General features: G+C 38.4%; 14 protein-coding genes and 1 other RNA gene. 8 read left to right on the top strand and 7 right to left on the bottom strand.

Annotation, left to right across the window (positions count from 1 at the left end; all coding sequences use genetic code 11):
* The first annotated feature begins 24 nt into the window (after positions 1-24).
* The gene (eno, locus tag NST21_RS26195; RefSeq protein WP_053348619.1) at positions 25-1320 is read left to right on the top strand and encodes a phosphopyruvate hydratase; all 1296 of its coding nucleotides are present in this window, start codon (positions 25-27) and stop codon (positions 1318-1320) included.
* 649 nt (positions 1321-1969) lie between these two features.
* On the opposite strand, the gene NST21_RS26190 is transcribed toward eno, so the two are convergent.
* The gene (locus tag NST21_RS26190; RefSeq protein ID WP_340892131.1) at positions 1970-2794 is read right to left on the bottom strand and encodes a M15 family metallopeptidase; all 825 of its coding nucleotides are present in this window, start codon (positions 2792-2794) and stop codon (positions 1970-1972) included.
* 55 nt (positions 2795-2849) lie between these two features.
* The gene (locus NST21_RS26185) at positions 2850-3392 is read right to left on the bottom strand and encodes a hypothetical protein (RefSeq protein ID WP_340892130.1); all 543 of its coding nucleotides are present in this window, start codon (positions 3390-3392) and stop codon (positions 2850-2852) included.
* Between the two features lie 175 nt (positions 3393-3567).
* Here NST21_RS26185 and secG point away from each other — a divergent pair, with 175 nt between their 5' ends.
* From secG to ssrA, 5 genes are all read left to right on the top strand, one after another.
* The gene (gene secG, locus NST21_RS26180) at positions 3568-3801 is read left to right on the top strand and encodes a preprotein translocase subunit SecG (RefSeq protein WP_053348623.1); all 234 of its coding nucleotides are present in this window, start codon (positions 3568-3570) and stop codon (positions 3799-3801) included.
* Positions 3802-3944: 143 nt separating this feature from the next.
* Positions 3945-4691 carry an alpha/beta hydrolase gene (locus NST21_RS26175; RefSeq protein WP_056524536.1) on the top strand — a complete coding sequence of 249 codons (747 nt, stop codon included), beginning with the start codon at positions 3945-3947 and terminating at the stop codon, positions 4689-4691.
* A gap of 33 nt (positions 4692-4724) precedes the next feature.
* On the top strand, positions 4725-7094 hold the full coding sequence (gene rnr / locus NST21_RS26170) for a ribonuclease R (RefSeq protein WP_057215845.1): 2370 nt from the start codon (positions 4725-4727) through the stop codon (positions 7092-7094).
* A gap of 63 nt (positions 7095-7157) precedes the next feature.
* A complete protein-coding gene (gene smpB, locus NST21_RS26165) occupies positions 7158-7625 on the top strand; it encodes an SsrA-binding protein SmpB (protein ID WP_053348626.1) in 468 nt (155 codons plus the stop codon).
* Between the two features lie 124 nt (positions 7626-7749).
* Positions 7750-8111, top strand: a transfer-messenger RNA (tmRNA) gene (gene ssrA / locus NST21_RS26160).
* 458 nt (positions 8112-8569) lie between these two features.
* Here the strand turns inward: ssrA and NST21_RS26155 are convergent.
* Positions 8570-10024: a DHA2 family efflux MFS transporter permease subunit gene (locus NST21_RS26155; protein ID WP_340892117.1), complete on the bottom strand. Its 1455-nt coding sequence runs from the start codon at positions 10022-10024 to the stop codon at positions 8570-8572.
* Positions 10025-10197: 173 nt separating this feature from the next.
* Here NST21_RS26155 and NST21_RS26150 point away from each other — a divergent pair, with 173 nt between their 5' ends.
* Complete coding sequence (locus NST21_RS26150; protein ID WP_053348628.1) at positions 10198-10746, top strand: TetR/AcrR family transcriptional regulator; 549 nt, start codon at positions 10198-10200, stop codon at positions 10744-10746.
* Between the two features lie 546 nt (positions 10747-11292).
* On the top strand, positions 11293-11934 hold the full coding sequence (locus tag NST21_RS26145) for an esterase/lipase family protein (protein WP_201187299.1): 642 nt from the start codon (positions 11293-11295) through the stop codon (positions 11932-11934).
* Positions 11935-12108: 174 nt separating this feature from the next.
* Here NST21_RS26145 and NST21_RS26140 read toward each other — a convergent pair whose 3' ends face one another.
* The 4 genes from NST21_RS26140 to fdhF form a co-directional block, all read right to left on the bottom strand.
* A complete protein-coding gene (locus NST21_RS26140; protein ID WP_340892116.1) occupies positions 12109-12945 on the bottom strand; it encodes a DUF1835 domain-containing protein in 837 nt (278 codons plus the stop codon).
* Positions 12946-13588: 643 nt separating this feature from the next.
* Complete coding sequence (locus tag NST21_RS26135) at positions 13589-14638, bottom strand: P-loop NTPase (protein WP_340892115.1); 1050 nt, start codon at positions 14636-14638, stop codon at positions 13589-13591.
* 143 nt (positions 14639-14781) lie between these two features.
* A complete protein-coding gene (locus tag NST21_RS26130; protein WP_053348631.1) occupies positions 14782-15258 on the bottom strand; it encodes a DUF1641 domain-containing protein in 477 nt (158 codons plus the stop codon).
* Positions 15259-15277: 19 nt separating this feature from the next.
* Positions 15278-18217: a formate dehydrogenase subunit alpha gene (fdhF, locus tag NST21_RS26125; protein WP_340892113.1), complete on the bottom strand. Its 2940-nt coding sequence runs from the start codon at positions 18215-18217 to the stop codon at positions 15278-15280.
* Between the last annotated feature and the right edge of the window lie 246 nt (positions 18218-18463).

Here is an 18463-nt window from a genome sequence, read left to right as displayed (position 1 = left end):
GAATTGGAAAAGGAGAGATTTATAATGCCGTACATCGAACATGTATATGCACGCGAAGTGCTAGATTCTCGTGGTAATCCAACAGTAGAAGTAGAAATCCAAACAGAGTCCGGATACTTCGGACGAGCAATTGTACCATCAGGTGCTTCCACAGGAGAACACGAAGCAGTTGAGCTTCGTGACGGAGATAAATCTCGTTACCTGGGTAAAGGGGTACAAAAAGCAGTTGATAATGTAAATGAGATCATTGCTGAAGCTGTCATCGGTTTGGATGTAACAAACCAAGCAGGCCTTGACCTTACCATGATTGAACTGGATGGTACAGAAAACAAAGGAAACTTGGGAGCAAATGCAATCCTTGGTGTATCAATGGCTGCAGCCCACGCTGCTGCGGAATTTTCCGGTTTACCATTGTATCGTTACCTTGGAGGGTTCAATGCGAAACAACTTCCAACTCCAATGATGAACATCATTAACGGTGGATCACATGCCGATAACAATGTCGACTTCCAGGAATTTATGATTCTTCCTGTCGGTGCTCCTAGCTTCAAAGAAGCAGTTCGTATGGGTGCTGAAGTATTCCATGCCTTAAAATCTGTTCTTTCTGCTAAAGGCCTGAACACGGCTGTTGGTGATGAAGGAGGATTTGCGCCAAACCTTGGTTCAAACCGTGAAGCGTTACAAGTCATTATCGAGGCAATTGAAAAAGCAGGCTACAAAGCAGGCGAAGATATCTACCTTGGTATGGACGTAGCTTCATCTGAATTCTATAACAAAGAAACAGGCAAATACGATCTTGCAGGCGAAGGCCGCAATGGAGTCACATCCGAAGAAATGGTTGCTTTCTATGAAGAGCTAGTGAATGAATTCCCGATTCTTTCTATTGAAGACGGCTTGGATGAAAATGACTGGGATGGACACAAACTTCTAACTGAACGCATAGGTTCAAAAGTTCAATTAGTGGGCGACGATTTATTTGTAACCAACACGAAAAAATTGGCTGAAGGCATCGAAAAAGGCATCGGCAACTCTATCCTGATCAAAGTGAACCAAATTGGTACACTAACTGAAACGTTTGATGCGATCGAAATGGCAAAGCGCGCTGGTTACACTGCAGTCGTTTCCCACCGTTCAGGTGAAACAGAAGATGCTACAATCGCTGACATCGCTGTTGCAACAAACGCAGGGCAAATCAAAACGGGATCTATGTCTCGTACAGACCGTATCGCTAAATACAACCAACTTCTTCGCATCGAAGACCAGCTTGGTGACTTGGCTGTATATGGTGGCTTGAAATCTTTCTATAACTTGAAGAAGTAATCATTTTGAAGTCCGCTTCTGACGAGAAGCAGATTTAATTAGTACAGATTAATGCTTTTGACCTTCTATTTAAATGTGGTAATCCACATTTAAATAGGAGGTTTTTTATGTTTATAAAGGATTTTTGAAGGAGTTCATGATAGAAATAAATAACTGGAAAGAATATTATCTAGTGGAAAAAATTTGGTGAACATTAATATATGTTTCTATTAAAGATATTAAACCTGATGAAGTTATTAAATACATTATGACTTTGTTAAATGGAAGAGAGACGCGTATATAGGTTTTTATAATGATGATTACTTAATAAAGTAGGAGATGAAAATCTTCTTCTTTTTTATTTCAATTGACAATAATAGATTTGGCAAAGGGAACTAGGTGGATTTCATGAAATCACATGCAATCGACCAACTTCTTCGCATTGAAGACCAGCTGGGTGATCTTGCGGCTTGAAATCTTTCTATAACTTGTAGAAGTAATCTTCTAAAAAAGGCTGACTCTAAAATTCGTTGAAAGACGAGAATACTGAGCCAGCTTTTTTTATGAAAACCTTAATAACATTGGGTTCAAGCCTGATAAATAGATTTAATCAAACGTTTGATTAAATCGAATTCATCCAAAAAAAGGTGCCGCATCTGGGCACCTTTTTTTATTTATCCGTTACAGCTTGTACGGGAACTGCATTATAGAATTCTTCTAATGTACTATTAGTTTCAAAAATTTCAGCAGCGGTATCAACACCAACATAGCGGATGTGCCATGGTTCGTATTTATAGCCTGTGATGCTTTCCTTGCCTTTTGGATAGCGGATAATATATCCGTATTCATGGGCGTGTTCGGCCAGCCAGGTAGCTTCATTTGTGTCGCCGAAGCAGTCTTGAGCAGCGCATGCACCATCATGGGTCGTAACATCAATAGCTAGACCTGTTTCATGCTCGCTTGTTCCGGGCAGAGCACTGTAGGTTTTAGCTTTTTCTTCCCCATCTCTTTTCACATAGTTATTAAAGATAGAGACTTGTGTTTGGTGTGAGCGGTAGGCAGAGACGCCAGCTAAATGCATGTTTTCTTTTTCAGCAGCTTGGAACATTTTTTCAAGAGCTTCTCCTGCTTCTTTTCGCATCATTCTTTTTTCAATTTTATCTTGAAAGATGAAATCTACTTTTGGATAGAAAAGATCGTCAGGTTTGTAATCTTCCGGCAGACTGTATTGTTTATTGACAAGGACAGGTATGCTTTCCGGTTCGGCCAATGTCTGAAGCCCTTTCTGTGCGGGTTTAACAGTCGTATCGACTTCTACCTGGCGTTGGGCCGATTCATTTGAATCACTTTTCTCATTAGTTTCTGTCTCCGTATCTTGGGAGATCGGCTGTTCTTCTTTTTGCTCTTTTTTATCATCGTTGGATAGGTCGAATGAACATCCAGCTAATAGAATAAAAGTTGAAAGAGCAGTTGCTGCAAATATAGGTTTTAACATATGAAAGGCCCCTTGCATTTAAAATAAGATTTCCAAAGATAAAGTTTTTACAATATTACCGGGATAAATAGTCCCTTGTTAATTCACTCTGATATTTATCCAGAAATAATCCAATCCAGACTACCATCAACAAAAAAGGATAATCATTACGGACTGCGGCTTCCACGACTGGTGTAGACCAATAGTGCGAAAGGAAACCAGATGACATTCTGATTGTCTCAAATGTGACTAGGGCGTGTAGCGATAGCCAGAGAATCGTAAGGGTATTAGTTCCAAACCCAATAACTGCGGCTATGATACTCAGTAAAACAGCTGCTGCCCCAATTAGAAGTACATGAAAGCTTGATTGGAAAAAGTCGACACTGCTATTGGAAAGTCCATTATAAATAATAGCAGTAAAATAAATAGTTGTCGTGATATATGCAGCAAATAATAAGTAACGGTTTCCGTGATACTTGGCAAGCAGCAATAAAAGCGGTGATAGGATGATTAACAGGACACTCATAAGGTTGCTACCGCCTGTCCATAAAGAATAACCGGCAACCGCCGAGAATAGGATGGTCAGGAGATCAAGAATCCGAAGTATGGACTTAAACATGGTGACACCTCTTTCTTCTCTTTATGTAAATTATCTCAAACTTTGATTCAAAAAGAAATCAATGACTATAAATGTTTAGAAGTTCTTACCATAAAATCATAACAAAGATTGTAGATATTTATTGGGTGTGGTAAAGTTAAATTAATTGTATTGGTCCTTCAGGAGGTGTAATTGCATGCATGCAATTCTCATAACGCTTTTAGTGATTGTTAGTATCGCTCTTATTGTGACGGTATTGCTTCAATCAGGAAAAAGTGCAGGTTTATCAGGTGCGATTGCCGGTGGTGCTGAACAGTTATTCGGAAAACAAAAAGCACGCGGCTTAGACCTAATTTTACATCGGGCAACGATAGTATTAGCTGTTTTATTCTTTGCTTTAACTTTACTTGTTGCATTCTTTGATGTGTAATGGATCAAAAATGAGTCTAGCTAAATAGCTAGGCTTTTTTCTTTGCACTATAGTTGTATGTATAGATATAGTAATTTTAGCACTTAATGATAAAATACAGAAATTTTTTTGGATGCTATTTACAAATAAAGGAGCTTTTAATCATGAAAATCAAGCTGCAACAGCCCTTTACTTTTGAAGGCGGAAAAAGAGCTGTCTTACTTTTACACGGATTTACGGGAAATTCTGCAGATGTACGTATGCTTGGCCGATACTTGGAGAAACAGGGATACACCTGTCATGCTCCACACTATAAAGGACATGGTGTGCCACCAGAGGAATTGGTAAAAACGGGTCCTGCTGATTGGTGGAAAGATGTCATGATGGCCTATGATTTTTTAAAAAGCAAAGGCCATGAAGAAATTGCTGTTGCTGGACTCTCATTAGGAGGCGTATTTTCTCTGAAATTAGGTTACACTGTACCTATAAAGGGTATCGTATCAATGTGTGCGCCTATGTATATTAAAAGTGAAGAAATGATGTATAAAGGAGTATTGGAGTACGCCAGAGAATTTAAGAAGTACGAAGGGAAAACACAAGAACAAATAGAGCAGGAAATGGACCGCTTTGCTGACAAACCTATGAATACATTGAAAGCTCTTCAGGAATTGATAACTGATGTACGAGAGCACGTCGATCATATCTACACGCCGACATTTGTCGTGCAGGGTCGGCATGATGATGTAATCAATCCGAAAAGTGCCGATATTATTTATGAAGCTATCGAATCACCTGTTAAACAAATCAAGTGGTATGAAGAATCCGGTCATGTCATAACCCTTGATAAAGAACGTAACCAGTTGCATGAAGATGTATTTGAATTTTTAGAAAGTCTGGATTGGTCCGAATAACAAATTTATCATACCCTGAATAGGAGGGGTTTTATGGAAGATAACATTCAAGAACACATAAACAAGCTTCTGACGTATATGACAGACGAAGCGTATAAGCCATTAACAGTACAAGAACTTGAAGAGGCTCTAAAAATCGAAGACTCAGCAGACTTCAAGAATTTCGTGAAGGCGCTAGTTAAGATGGAAGAAAAGGGATTGGTAGTCAGAACGAGAAGCAATCGTTACGGTCTGCCGCAAAAAATGAACTTATTTCGCGGTAAGTTAACAGGACATGCTAAGGGCTTCGCATTTGTTACACCAGAAGATAATCCAGGAATGGATGATATTTTCATTCCGCCAAATGAAACAGGTACAGCAATGCATGGAGATATCGTCATGGTCCGTGTTTCTTCAGAAACATCTGGCTCAAGACAAGAAGGTACAGTTATTAGAATTCTTGAACGCGGAATTACACAAGTAGTCGGTACATACTCCGAGAGTAAAAGTTTTGGTTTTGTCATCCCAGATGATAAAAAAATTGCGAATGATATTTTCATTCCACAGCATGCTTCTCATGGAGCGGTAGAGGGTCATAAGGTTGTTGTTAAGCTGACTTCTTATCCTGAAGGACGTGTAAGTGCAGAAGGAGAAGTCATTGAAATTCTTGGACATAAGAATGACCCTGGCGTGGATATTCTGTCAGTAATTCATAAATATGGTTTGCCAATGGAGTTCCCTGAAGAAGTCATGGAGCAAGCTAATGCCGTTTCGGATACCATTGAAGAAAGTGAAATTGGCAACCGCAGGGATTTGCGTAATGATGTATTAGTAACGATAGATGGAGCGGATGCTAAGGACTTGGATGATGCTGTTACGGTTTCTAAACTTGAAAATGGCAATTACAAGTTGGGTGTACATATTGCTGACGTAAGCCATTATGTGAAGGAAGGTTCACCGATCGATAAGGAAGCTCTTGAAAGAGGTACGAGCGTTTATTTGGTGGACAGGGTTATTCCTATGATTCCGCATCGTTTATCGAATGGTATTTGTTCTTTGAACCCTCAAGTTGATCGTTTTACACTATCGTGTGAAATGGAAATCACGCCAAATGGCGATGTCGTCAATCATGAAATTTTTGAAAGTGTCATTAAAACGACGGAACGAATGACTTATGGCAATGTGAACAAAATTCTTGTGGACAAAGATGAAGAACAACTCGAACGCTATGAAGCGCTGGTACCTATGTTCCAGGACATGGAGAAGTTAGCGGCCATTCTTCGTAAAAAGCGGATGAACCGCGGTGCAATCGACTTTGATTTTAATGAAGCGAGAGTCATTGTGGATGAAGAAGGACATCCAACTGAAGTTGTATTACGTGAAAGATCAGTTGCGGAAAAGCTGATTGAAGAGTTCATGCTTGCAGCTAACGAAGCTGTTGCAGAGCATTTCCATCGTCTTGATGTACCTTTCATTTACCGTATTCACGAGGATCCGAAACCTGAAAAACTGCAGCGTTTCTTTGAATTCATTACGAACTTCGGATATATTGTTCGAGGATCGGCCAATGATGTTCATCCAAAGGCTTTACAGGAAATCATTGAGGCTGTTGCTGGAAAACCGGAAGAAACGGTTATTTCAACGGTAATGCTTCGTTCAATGCAACAGGCTAAATATGATCCGGAGAGTTTGGGTCACTTTGGCTTATCAGCTGAGTTTTATACCCATTTCACATCACCGATACGCCGTTACCCGGATTTAATCGTGCATCGTTTAATTCGGACCTATTTGGTGGAGGGTAAACTAGATCAAGCTACCAAGGAAAAGTGGAATGCCATTTTACCTGAGATTGCCGATCATACGTCGAAGCGCGAACGTCGCTCAGTCGATGCTGAGCGGGAAACCGATGATTTGAAGAAAGCAGAGTACATGCTTGATAAAATTGGTGAAGAATACACCGGTATCATTGGATCTGTTACGAACTTCGGGATGTTTGTTGAGCTGCCGAATACCATTGAGGGGCTTGTTCATGTCAGCTTTATGACGGATGATTATTACCGCTTTGATGAGCGTCAGCTTGCGATGATCGGGGAACGAACAGGTAAGGTATTCCGGATTGGCGATGAGATAGACATACGTGTTTCCAACGTGAATAAAGAGGAACGGGCCATTGATTTTGAAATCATCGGCATGAAAGTTAGCCGTCCTCGTCCTTCTGGGGAGAAGAAAATATTCAAGGCTAATTCAGGTGAGCGTAAACGAGGCCGCGGTGGTAATTCGGGCCGTAACGAAAGCAAAGGCGGAAGCCGTGGAGGCAATCGCAATAGTGATTCGTCTTCTTCAGAAAGAAAACCGAAAAAGAAGAAAAAATTCTTTGAAAATGCGCCCGCTGCTAAGCGCAAAAGAAAACCTAAAAAGAGATAAGATTGAGGAGAGAGGATGATCCAGTCATCCTCTCCCTGATTGGATGATAAAGGGGAGAGTTAGATGCCAAAAGGCTCAGGGAAGCAATTAGCACAAAATAAAAAAGCATTTCATGATTTCTTTATTGAAGATACCTTTGAAGCAGGAATTGTTTTGCAAGGGACAGAAATCAAATCGATTCGGGCCGGAAAAGCCAATTTAAAGGATTCCTTTGCCAAAATTGAAAACGGCGAATTGTATCTACATAATATGCATGTCAGCCCTTATGAACAAGGAAACCGTTACAATCATGATCCATTACGGACACGAAAACTTCTCCTACACAAAAAGGAAATTAATAAGCTTATTGGGGAAACGAAAGAAACAGGATACACAATTGTACCCTTGAAAATGTATTTGAAAAATGGCTTTGCCAAGGTTTTAATTGGGCTGGGTAAAGGGAAGAAACAATATGACAAGCGTGAAGACCTGAAGAAGAAGGAAGCGAAACGTGATATTGAACGTGCTTTTCGTGACAGACAGAAGATGTAGAACTGCCAAGACCTTACAATTGATTTTTTAAATGAATCTGTTATAATTAATCCTGTACCGATGACAACTGAATATCAGCACAACTTGCTGACTATTCTTTTCTCGTACGCTCCATTTTAATCATGGGGACGTTACGGATTCGACAGGGATAGTTCGAGCTTAAGTTGCGAGTCGAGGGGATCGGCCTCGTTAAAACGTCAACGCCTATAACTGGCAAACAAAACAACAACCTAGCTTTCGCTGCGTAACAACAGTCGATAGCTGTTCCTCCCTCCATGGCCCACGTGGTAGGGTAAGGGACTCACTCTAAGTGGGATACGCCGGAATCCACCGTCTGAGGATGAAGGAAGAGACCAATCAGACTAGCTGCTCTGCCGCCTGTCGATAGGCTAATGAGTTCGCGAAATGCGAATATATCGACTACACTCGTAGAAGCTTAAGTGCCGTTATGTCTGGACGTGGGTTCGACTCCCACCGTCTCCACCAATACATATATTGGTGGTTTTTTATTTTTATATAACAGGAAGCGTAACTTTTCATAAAATGCAGGGTTATGCTTCCACAAAGTTAACGTTAACTCACTTATTGTGGTTTTATAAAAAAGATTGATCATTTAAAACAAAGTTAGATTATTTAATATAAAGATTGATAATTTATAATAAAGCAACACTTATTAGGATAGCGTCAGGAAAATGCAGATTTACAACGTTAAGAAAGTTTTAATGGTCTTTAAAGAATTTAGGGTGATCATTTTCTCTGAATTAATCCCGTAAATTAATATGATCCCATCCTAAAGTAGATTTATGATGTAAAAGTCACCATTAAAATTACCTAATCCGAGATGAATTATATGGAATTGCAATATCTGAAAAATAACAAAGCATATCTGAGATTTCTCAGATATGCTTTCATTTTAAATACACTAAATAATAATGTTGACTATTTTAGTTATGTGATTCACTTTCGTATTTTTGAATGGCTACTTTTTTAGGCATTAAACATGCAAAAATTAATGCTACAAAAGATACGAATAACATAAATACATAGGCGTCACTTGAGCTGAAGATAGAAGATAATTTCGCTAGTTGTGTAGCTGAAATGTCTCCATTTTCAATGGATAACTGAGAAGCATGCGAAGTTGCTTGAATTGTATACACTGTGATGATAACTGCTGTTCCTATAGCACCTGCTAATTGGCGAATGGTATTATTTACTGCTGAACCATGTGAACCTAATTCTCTGGGTAAAGCATTCAACCCTGCTGTATTTAAAGGCATCGAAATGAAACTTAATCCAATTCGTAAAATAATGGTACGAACCATTAAATACATATAAGTTGTGGATTCGGTCAAATCAATTGCACCCCACATCGAAATAATGATAAATACTAAACCCGTAATAAAGAGTGGTTTCGCCCCGTATTTATCATACATTTTACCTGTGATAGGTGATAAGAAGGCATTAATCACGGCTCCAGGTAATAGAAGTAGACCTGATTCAAATGCGGTAAAACCTCGTCCATTTTGCAAGTAAATTGGTAAAAGAATTAGATCGGCATACATAATCATCGTAATGAGTATGTTAATGACTGATGTAAGAGTGAAAATTTTATACTTAAATACTGATAAATTTAATAATGGATCGTTAGACTTTATTTGACGTAAACAGAATAGAGTTGTAACGATTATTCCGATGATGATTGTTGTAATAACAACTGGATGTACCCATCCTTTGCTTCCTGCACTACTAAATCCAAATAAAATACAACCAAACCCAATCGTTGATAAAATGACACTTACGATATCTAATTTTGCTTTTGTTGTGTCTGCAACATTCATTAAATATTTAAAAGCAAGAAAAATGACGATTAATACGATTGGAGCTAATCCAATAAATAGCCATCTCCATGATACATATTCAATGATAAAGCCAGATATTGTTGGAGCGATGGCTGGGGCAAAAATTATGGCAAAGCCGATAGTTCCCATAATACTTCCACGCTTTTCACTAGGGTATAAATACAAAATAACCGTCATCATTAGTGGCATAATAATTCCTGCCCCAATTGCTTGAATCATTCTTCCTGTTAACAGAATGCTAAAGTTCATGGCACAGGCACATAGCACAGTCCCCATGAACAAAAAGAACATCGAGCTAATAAACAGCTGCCTTGTTGTAAACCGTTTCATTAAAAACGCAGTAATCGGCACTAAAATACCGTTTACGAGCATAAAGCCTGTTGATAGCCATTGTACAGTTGCAGCCGTAACATGAAATACCTCCATAAAATTACTCATTGCTACATTTAATAGTGTTTGATTTAATGTTGATAAAAAACAGCCAGCAATCAGGACCATTAATAAGATTTTTTTATTTTTTTCCGCTATTTCCTTCTGCATTCATAAACTCCTTTATTCTAGACTTGAATTATCGACACCGTGTCGATAAAATCAATAGTAACAAGATATATATTCTTTGACCATGAACAGTTTTTTTAAAAATGTTCACTACTCGACATAAAACATATATGATGTTGAGAAAGTCAAAGGAAAATCTATAAAGGGGGTTAAAAATGTCTACACCTAAAAAAGAAGATCCTCGTACAATTCGTTCAAGAGAAATGTTTAAAAATGCCGTCTTTTCTCTTTTATGTGAGGACCCCACCATTTCAAACTTAACGGTTCAGAAAGTCGCAGCCAAAGCAGAATTAAATCGGACAACATTTTACTTACATTATCAAGATATTCAAGATTTACTAACGCAAATCACCAACGAGATTTCAAATGAGCTTTCTAATAAAATTGTTGATTTAATACATGCAAAAGATTTATCAGAAAAACAAAAGCTAACACAATTTCTTGATTATTTATATATCCATCGAAATTATTTACTTATTATATTTAAAATGAATCAATTTGAGGAGCAATTGTTTTTATTTTTAAAGCAACTAGTAGAAACAAGAAGAAAGAATACCAAAAAGGATTTACCTGCTGACTATGTCGCGGTTGATATTAAAACAGCTTCATTGGTAGGCATCATCATGTGGTGGATAACGAAGGGGCTTCATTTTAGTTCAGATTATATTGCAAATCAAATTTATTTAATGTACAAAGTGCAATGATTCTAAATCATTCATCCATATTATTAATAAACATTGGAGTCAGTAAATGATGAAAATTAAAAAAACCATTAAAGTTATTCTCTTACAAGTAAGAGTGTAAAGTAGGAACAAGTAACGAAAAAGGCCCAATTCCTCAATTTTAATGCTGAGAAATTGGGCTATTTATATTGGCATTTCCTTAACGTTGTAAATCCGCATTTTCCTGACGCTACAAGAAGAAAGAAAACAATGGTCAATTAGGGCTGTTACCCTTATTTGCATATACCAATTAATGAAAATGGAAAATATTATCATTGATACAAAAATATAAAGGAGAAATTTAAATGAAGTGTCCCCTTTGTAAAGGTCTTTTGAAAAAAGGACTAGGTGGCACAAAAAAGATGATTTCTGTATTTTACAGGGCCATAGGCGAAGTAGTTTTTCTCTTATTTACCAGTTAAATTCCAGCCGTAACCAGTGTTACAAAAAGTTGCCGGTTGTTTCACCCTCCAAAATGTATGACAATTAACGTAACAAAAAAGCAGACAAACACATAGGAGGGAAATAATGAAAAATAAGAGATTGCTACTTTCAATAATTGCATGCATGGCCATTATTTTTTCTGTTGTTACTATTCAGCCTTCTGATTCCAAAGCACAGACAAACAGCCATGATCCAGTTATCTTCATTCACGGAGCCGGCGGTAATAGCGGAAACTTTAACAGCATTAAGAACTACCTGAAAGCACAAGGCTGGTCCGATAATGAACTGTATGCCATCGAAATGGTGGATAAATCGGGTAATAGCTTGAATAATGCAAGACAGCTAGCTCCTTATGTAGATGAAGTGTTAAAGAAAACAGGAAAGAGTAAGGTTGATATTATTGGACACAGCGCGGGAGGCATCAATACCCTGACTTATATTCTCCTCAATGGCGGCGGAAGCAAGGTAAACGATGTGGTAACGTTGGGTTCTCCAAACAAATTTGTAACATCGAAAGCTCCCGTAGGTACAGATCCTACCCGTAAAATCCGTTATACTTCGATTTACAGTACCAACGACTATGTTGTACCCACTTCGCTTTCAATACTTCAGGGAGCGAAAAACGTTCAAATTAGCGGTGTAGACCACGTGGGAATGCTCTGGAACAGTAAAGTCAACGAGCTGATTAAAGAAGGATTGAATGGCGGAGGGACAAATACAAATTAACAAAAGATTCTTATCTTGAACTTAGTTTTTTCAGCAATATTAAACACATACCGCCTAATGCTTTACTAGAATGTTAATCGAAGCCAGAACGAATAACAACAATCTATAAGCATGCAGCACAAAGAAGATGATTTCCTGTATTTAACAGGGGTCATCTTCTTTAAGTTCTACTATTTAAGATAATCGAATCTTCAATTTTCCTAAAGATCCCAGATTTCCTTGATAACTTAATTTTTGTTGCTGAATCAATTGGTATATTCGGAAAGCTAAATACGTATCACCAATACATTGGTCACTTTCCCCCATTACTTCTCCAACAACTCGGGCTGCACTTTGATATTCATTTGAAATATTTTTTAAGATAGATCCATCATAATAATCTTCAGATACAGCTACTAGTTTTCCATCTAATAATATTCTTAATACGTCTTTCGTTTGAGACCATTTTTTCCAGTCACTTATTAAATCTTTAATTTTTATATGAGACATGCTTTTTTTCATTTGTAGAGCATCTGAAATCAGTTTTGGAGGCATTTCATCTAAACTTCTTATCACATATGAAATTTCTTTGTCCTGTAAGTCACGTACTTTGTATTCTATATGGTGGCTGTACTCTGTAACATCGACCTCTTCAAATTGAATATGTTTATTTTGAAGTAAAAATAATACAAATCTTAAACCGATTTCATCAGAAGTATTGTCACCATGCCATAAGATTACTCTGCTATTACTCGGAACTTCAATTGCGATTCGTGAATTACTTTTAAGGATTGTTTCAATCCAATCTAAGTAGTCTGTATCTGAGGTTGGTCCTGTTTTTGTTAACACTTCTTTCAGCCATTGTTTTCTTTCGTGTAGCCCTTCAATAGATTCTAATTTATAAATAGGACCTATTGAAAAATCTTCATTAATACAAATAATTTGTTGGTTTTGGTGTTCATTACTTTTTTGAAAAATGTTTTTTAAACTCCCATAAGCAGAATCACCAAAACAAATATGTACAACATTCATATTTTTATCTCCTTACTGACTAAATATGGCTATTTTTGTATGGAAAGAGCAAATATGAGCTAATTGCTCTTTTTCGTTTTATTATATGTGATATAAAAAGGAATAACTATCGAATTAAATTCCATATAGGTTGAATTTTTATAAGATAATTACTTCTTTTGAACAAACGGTAACGCAAATAAAGGGTCCATTATTAAAAATACACTCTAGAGAAATAGCGTAAAGTTGATAATTCCTCATTCTTACAATCGGGGTTAGAACAGAAACCGGATTTTACAGGCAAAGTATTTGGAAAGTTTTATTCCGAATTCTTCCAGGTGCTCCTGCTCCTGTGCAAGGTTTAATAGACAAAGGAGAGGACCTGCCCCTCGCAAGGATTTGCCGCTCGATATCGGCAAAATTGAGTAAATTCTCGTCTTATTCATTCCAATAACAAGTTCCGGAAGTGTATCCGCTATAACTCTCGACTATAAATCAATCGTCAATTGAGGGAGTTTTTACTTGTTTCATCTTCTGCTAGTGCTACGAGAATATTGCAATCATTGAATCTAACAAGTAGGGGGGCGAATAAGGGGAGAGTATACAGCTTGTCTTTTAATGAGTAAAAAAAGAGGACGACTCTTAAGAGTCAACCTCTGTTCAATTATGCTTGATTGATAATATCTTCTGCTAAAGATGTGAAGGTTTCTCCAACGTACGATTCTTCATCAAAGACAGAGGCGTCGTTATTTTCTTTGCGGTTTGAGAATGGGATGGTAGAAATTACTTCAGTTTCAAGTCGTTGTGCCAAAATGGCCCCGCCACCTTTTCCAAACAGGTAATTCCTCGATCCGTCCTGTTCTTCAAAATATGCCATGTTTTCGATGACACCCAAGATTTCATGTTTAGTATGTTTGGCCATTGCACCTGCTCTTGAAGCGACAAAAGAGGCGACGTTATGTGGAGTGGTTACAACGATTTCCTTAGCTTGAGGGATCATTGCCGCTACGTCGATGGCTACGTCTCCAGTTCCAGGAGGTAAATCAAGCAGCAGGTAATCCAGTTCTCCCCAATGCGTGTTCACAAGGAAGTTTTTTATCCATTTATTAAGCATAGGTCCCCGCCACATAACAGGATTATCATCTGCTGCAAAAAATCCCATGGACATGACCTTCACACCATGACTGACAACGGGAATGACGGTTTGGTCAATCATTGTTGGTTTTTGGGTAATTGCCATCATTGCTGGGACGCTGAAGCCATATATATCAGCATCTAAAATGCCCACACGTTTGCCCATGCGTGCTAAAGAGACTGCGAGATTAATCGTAACAGTTGATTTTCCAACTCCTCCTTTCCCGCTTGTAACGGCAATGAAGGTCACACCTGAATCAGGGCGAAGCATATTAGGCATACCCGTTTCAGTGGTTGCATTGCTTTTTAGTAATTTCGTCAAGGCTTCTCGTTCTTCTTTAGTCATCGAGCCAAATTGTAAAGACACAGTTGAAGCACCGATGGCTTTTAGCGAGTTTTCAATATCTTCCTGAATTTTCGCTTTTAAAGGACAACCTTGAATGGTTAAGACTACTTCTAACTGGATATCGGTTCCGTCGATTTTGATATTTCTAACCATATTCAACTCTACAATACTTTTATGCAATTCAGGATCTTCGACATGTTTCAAAGCATCCATGACTTTTTCATGTGTTAGCATTTCATCCATCCTTTTGTTTTCAATATCGTCGTGCATGATAGAAAAAAGACTCAAAAGAAGGATGAACTTCTTTTAAGTCTTAATCTATTTGTTGAGAGAAAGCTTACTTTTGGGGATAGTCACTTGTAAAAAAGGTTCTAAATCTATTCTTTTAGTTCCTTACCCATTCCTTTTAGGAAATGGATGCCAAAACCGATTGCTCGATTTATATCTGGGTCATTTAATGTTTTCATTAAATTCATTACACCAATTTTCTTATCGGTCTGTAGGAATTTGTTGGCTTCATCGACTCCTGCTAGTGCGCTGTTAAGTAGTTTTGTAGATTGTGCGGCATCAGCGTTCATCAAGGCTCCTGTTGCTCCCATAAGGGTATTGATTAAATTGGTTACAGGTTGTCTTGTGACTTGTTGAAGAGCGATTTTTGCAATTTGTTCTTTTCCTTGAAGCATGGAATTCGCAGCTTCAAGGACACCTGATTCATTAAGTTCACCGAGGATTTTAAACATATTGTTCAACACATCCTCATTGTTGGTGACAAGCGTTTTTAGTTCTTCGAGTTTTTGTAGCTTTATTTCTTCCTCTGTTATAGGATTATGGATTTCCGTAATTGGAGCTGCCATGAGCTTCACCCTCCTTTAATTATTTATCCGTTAAGTGAACATACCCTGGACGAGCCCACTTACGTTCTACCTCAACACCATTTTGAGGATGACGTTTTTTATTCCGTGGATTAGATCCCGGTAATGGAGTGTCTCCGCTTTTACTTAATACTTCCATGCGAACCATCGTTTGTTTATAAGCAGGCGTGCTTGTACGGTTATCATACACAGGACCTGTCAGGAAATTAATGGCTGAATCTTTGTCAACTGAGTTCATCGGTAGAAAAAGCTCATTTGCTTGTACTCGGTCTGTGATAAGAACCTTTAATTTAACGGCTCCGAACGGTGACACTAAGCGTACGAGTCCGCCGTCATTGACTTTACGTTCTTTTGCAAGCTCAGGTGAAACCTCAACGAATATATCAGGAACTTTAGATTGAATTCCATTGGATTTATTCGTCATATTTCCTTCATGGAAATGTTCAAGCATACGTCCATTGTTGATATGAAGATCATATTCCTCTGGGAACTGAGCAGGCTTCACCCAATCAGATAGAGCAAAACGGGCTTTCTTATCAGGGAAGTTGAAGCCATCCACATAAAGAAGCGGCGTACTAGTTCCATCATGACTTCCCCATAGGAAGCTGTTCCAGCCTTCAAGGACTTCATAATTCGCTCCGCTGAATATTGGAGACAGGCTCGCCATTTCCGCATAAATTTCACTTGGATGATTGAAGTTCCAATCCGCTCCTAAGCGTTTAGCAATTTCTTGGGTGATCCACCAGTCTGCTTTAGCTTCTCCTAAAGTAGGCAGTGCTTGGTATAAACGCTGTACACGACGTTCTGTATTAGTGAACGTTCCGTCTTTTTCAAGAGATGGTACTCCTGGTAATACGACGTCTGCATATTGAGCTGTTCTAGAAAGGAAAATATCTTGAACAACAAAGAAATCTAAGCTTGATAACACCTTATGGACGTGGTTGGCATCGGAATCGACAAGTGCCATATCTTCACCGACAAGGTACATTGCTTTCATATCGCCTTTTTCAATAGCGTGAAGCATTTCGATATTGTTCATACCTGGTTTTCCATCAATTTTTACTCCATATGCTTTTTCGAATTTAGCACGTGCTACATCATCAGAAATATGCTGATATCCTGGAAGCCATGTTGGAAGAGTACCCATATCGCAAGCACCTTGTACATTGTTATGGCCGCGGAGCGGATAAGCTCCAGCTCCTGGACGACGGTAGTTTCCTGTAGCTAGTAAAAGGTTGGAAATCGCAGCGGAAGTATCGGAACCTCCAGTGTTTTGTGTTACACCCATTCCCCAAAGAATACAAGTCCCGTCAGCATCACGAATCATTTCAGCTACTTGAATTAGTGTTTCTTTTGAAATCCCTGTGTTTAGTTCTGCATATTCTAAGGTATATTTCTTAAGTATCTCTTTATAATCGTCGAAGAAGTTCACATTTTCATTGATGAATTCTTGATCATGCCAACCTTGATCGATCATATATTTTGTAACGGCCATTAGCCATACTTGGTCCGTACCTTGCTTTGGTCTCATAAAGATATCAGAACGCTCTGCCATTTCATTTTTACGAAGATCTGAAACAATCAGTTTTTGACCATGAAGCTTATGTGCCCGCTTAACGCGTGTTGCTAGTACAGGATGGCCTTCAGCCGGGTTTGCCCCAACGATAATGACAAGACCTGCTGCGGCGATATCTTTAATCGTTCCAGCATCTCCACCCATGCCGACTGTACGGAACAATCCATCTGTTGCTGGAGATTGACAGTAACGGGAGCAATTGTCGACGTTATTCGTTTCGAAAACTTGACGTGCTAGTTTTTGAATTACATAGTTTTCTTCATTCGTAATCTTAGATGAAGAAATGAAACCTACAGAATTACCTCCGTGCTGTTGTTTGATTGAACCTAATCTAGATGCAATTAAATCAAGTGCTTCATCCCAGCTTGATTCAACAAATTGTCCATTTTTACGAATTAGGGGCTTAGTTAACCGTTTTTCAGAGTTTATGAAGTCCCAACCGAATTTCCCTTTAACACAAGTGGAAATCGCATTAACAGGGCCTTCATGAGTTGGTTGGACTTTAAGGATTTTTCGGCCTTTTGTCCAAACTTCGAATGAGCAGCCTACCCCACAGAACGTACAGACTGTTTTTGTCTTCTTCGTCCGAGTGTCTCGCATTGCTGCTTCAATTTCTGAAATGGCAAAAATACCACTGTAGCCAGGTTCTACTTCTTTAACAAGATCAATCATTGGCTCAAGCATGTCGTTTTTCAAACCTGACATGAAACCAGCTTCACCAAGCATTGATTTCTCCATTAATGCATTACAAGGACAAATGGTTACACACTGCCCGCAACCGACACAAGATGAGTTGTTAATATCTGTTCCTTCATCCCATATTACCCGAGGGCGATCTGCTTCCCAGTCAATGGATAGCGTTTCATTGACCTGAAGGTTTTGGCAGACTTCTACGCATTGTCCGCATGCAATACATTGATTAGCATCATAGCGGTAAAAAGGATGGGACATATCGACGTCACCCAATTTCACTTTCGGTGTGTAAGGATATTTTTGATGTTCAATTTCCATTAATTCTGCGGTGTTATGAAGTTTACAATTTCCATTATTATTATCACATACTGTACAGTATAAAGAATGATTTTCCAGGATCCGGTCCATTGCTTCGGTTTGGGCTTCTTTTGCCTTGCTTGAGTCTAAGGTAATATCCATGCCGCTCACTGCCGCAGTCGAGCAGGATCGGACGAGTTTCCCATTTACCTCTACGATACATGTATCACATGTTTGGATCGGATCTACTTCAGGAACATAACAAATTTGTGGATGAGCTATCTCATTTTGATTGATAACTTCCAGTATTGTTGATCCGGTTTTTGCTGTATAGTCCAAACCATTAATTTTTATAGTAATATTTGAATCGCTCATAATATTTCCCCCTTTTATAGCCGAAAACACGAAAAAAACCACCATGATTACACCTCCGGCTCTGAACGGTGGTGTAAGTCATGGTGGAATAGTTTAATAGCAAAACTTGCCAATATACCAATCCATACCATTATGTATGGGTATTGAGAAAAGATAGAAACACAACAGTACACTATTGCGTACCCAACTTTTATTACTAATATTATACCTTTTATTTCAAAAAGAAACAATCCTGTATAGGAGCTA

The organism is Peribacillus sp. FSL K6-1552, from assembly GCF_038005205.1.
Taxonomy (GTDB): Bacteria; Bacillota; Bacilli; order Bacillales; family DSM-1321; genus Peribacillus; species Peribacillus butanolivorans.
This window is presented reverse-complemented; position numbering and strand designations above follow the sequence as displayed.

Bases quoted from the DNA above. Each gene is read 5' to 3' on its own strand.
- eno (WP_053348619.1), top strand. From the start codon at position 25: ATGCCGTACATCGAACATGTATATGCACGCGAAGTGCTAGATTCTCGT.
- NST21_RS26190 (WP_340892131.1), bottom strand. From the start codon at position 2,794: ATGTTAAAACCTATATTTGCAGCAACTGCTCTTTCAACTTTTATTCTA.
- NST21_RS26185 (WP_340892130.1), bottom strand. From the start codon at position 3,392: ATGTTTAAGTCCATACTTCGGATTCTTGATCTCCTGACCATCCTATTC.
- secG (WP_053348623.1), top strand. From the start codon at position 3,568: ATGCATGCAATTCTCATAACGCTTTTAGTGATTGTTAGTATCGCTCTT.
- NST21_RS26175 (WP_056524536.1), top strand. From the start codon at position 3,945: ATGAAAATCAAGCTGCAACAGCCCTTTACTTTTGAAGGCGGAAAAAGA.
- rnr (WP_057215845.1), top strand. From the start codon at position 4,725: ATGGAAGATAACATTCAAGAACACATAAACAAGCTTCTGACGTATATG.
- smpB (WP_053348626.1), top strand. From the start codon at position 7,158: ATGCCAAAAGGCTCAGGGAAGCAATTAGCACAAAATAAAAAAGCATTT.
- NST21_RS26155 (WP_340892117.1), bottom strand. From the start codon at position 10,024: ATGCAGAAGGAAATAGCGGAAAAAAATAAAAAAATCTTATTAATGGTC.
- NST21_RS26150 (WP_053348628.1), top strand. From the start codon at position 10,198: ATGTCTACACCTAAAAAAGAAGATCCTCGTACAATTCGTTCAAGAGAA.
- NST21_RS26145 (WP_201187299.1), top strand. From the start codon at position 11,293: ATGAAAAATAAGAGATTGCTACTTTCAATAATTGCATGCATGGCCATT.
- NST21_RS26140 (WP_340892116.1), bottom strand. From the start codon at position 12,945: ATGAATGTTGTACATATTTGTTTTGGTGATTCTGCTTATGGGAGTTTA.
- NST21_RS26135 (WP_340892115.1), bottom strand. From the start codon at position 14,638: ATGCTAACACATGAAAAAGTCATGGATGCTTTGAAACATGTCGAAGAT.
- NST21_RS26130 (WP_053348631.1), bottom strand. From the start codon at position 15,258: ATGGCAGCTCCAATTACGGAAATCCATAATCCTATAACAGAGGAAGAA.
- fdhF (WP_340892113.1), bottom strand. From the start codon at position 18,217: ATGAGCGATTCAAATATTACTATAAAAATTAATGGTTTGGACTATACA.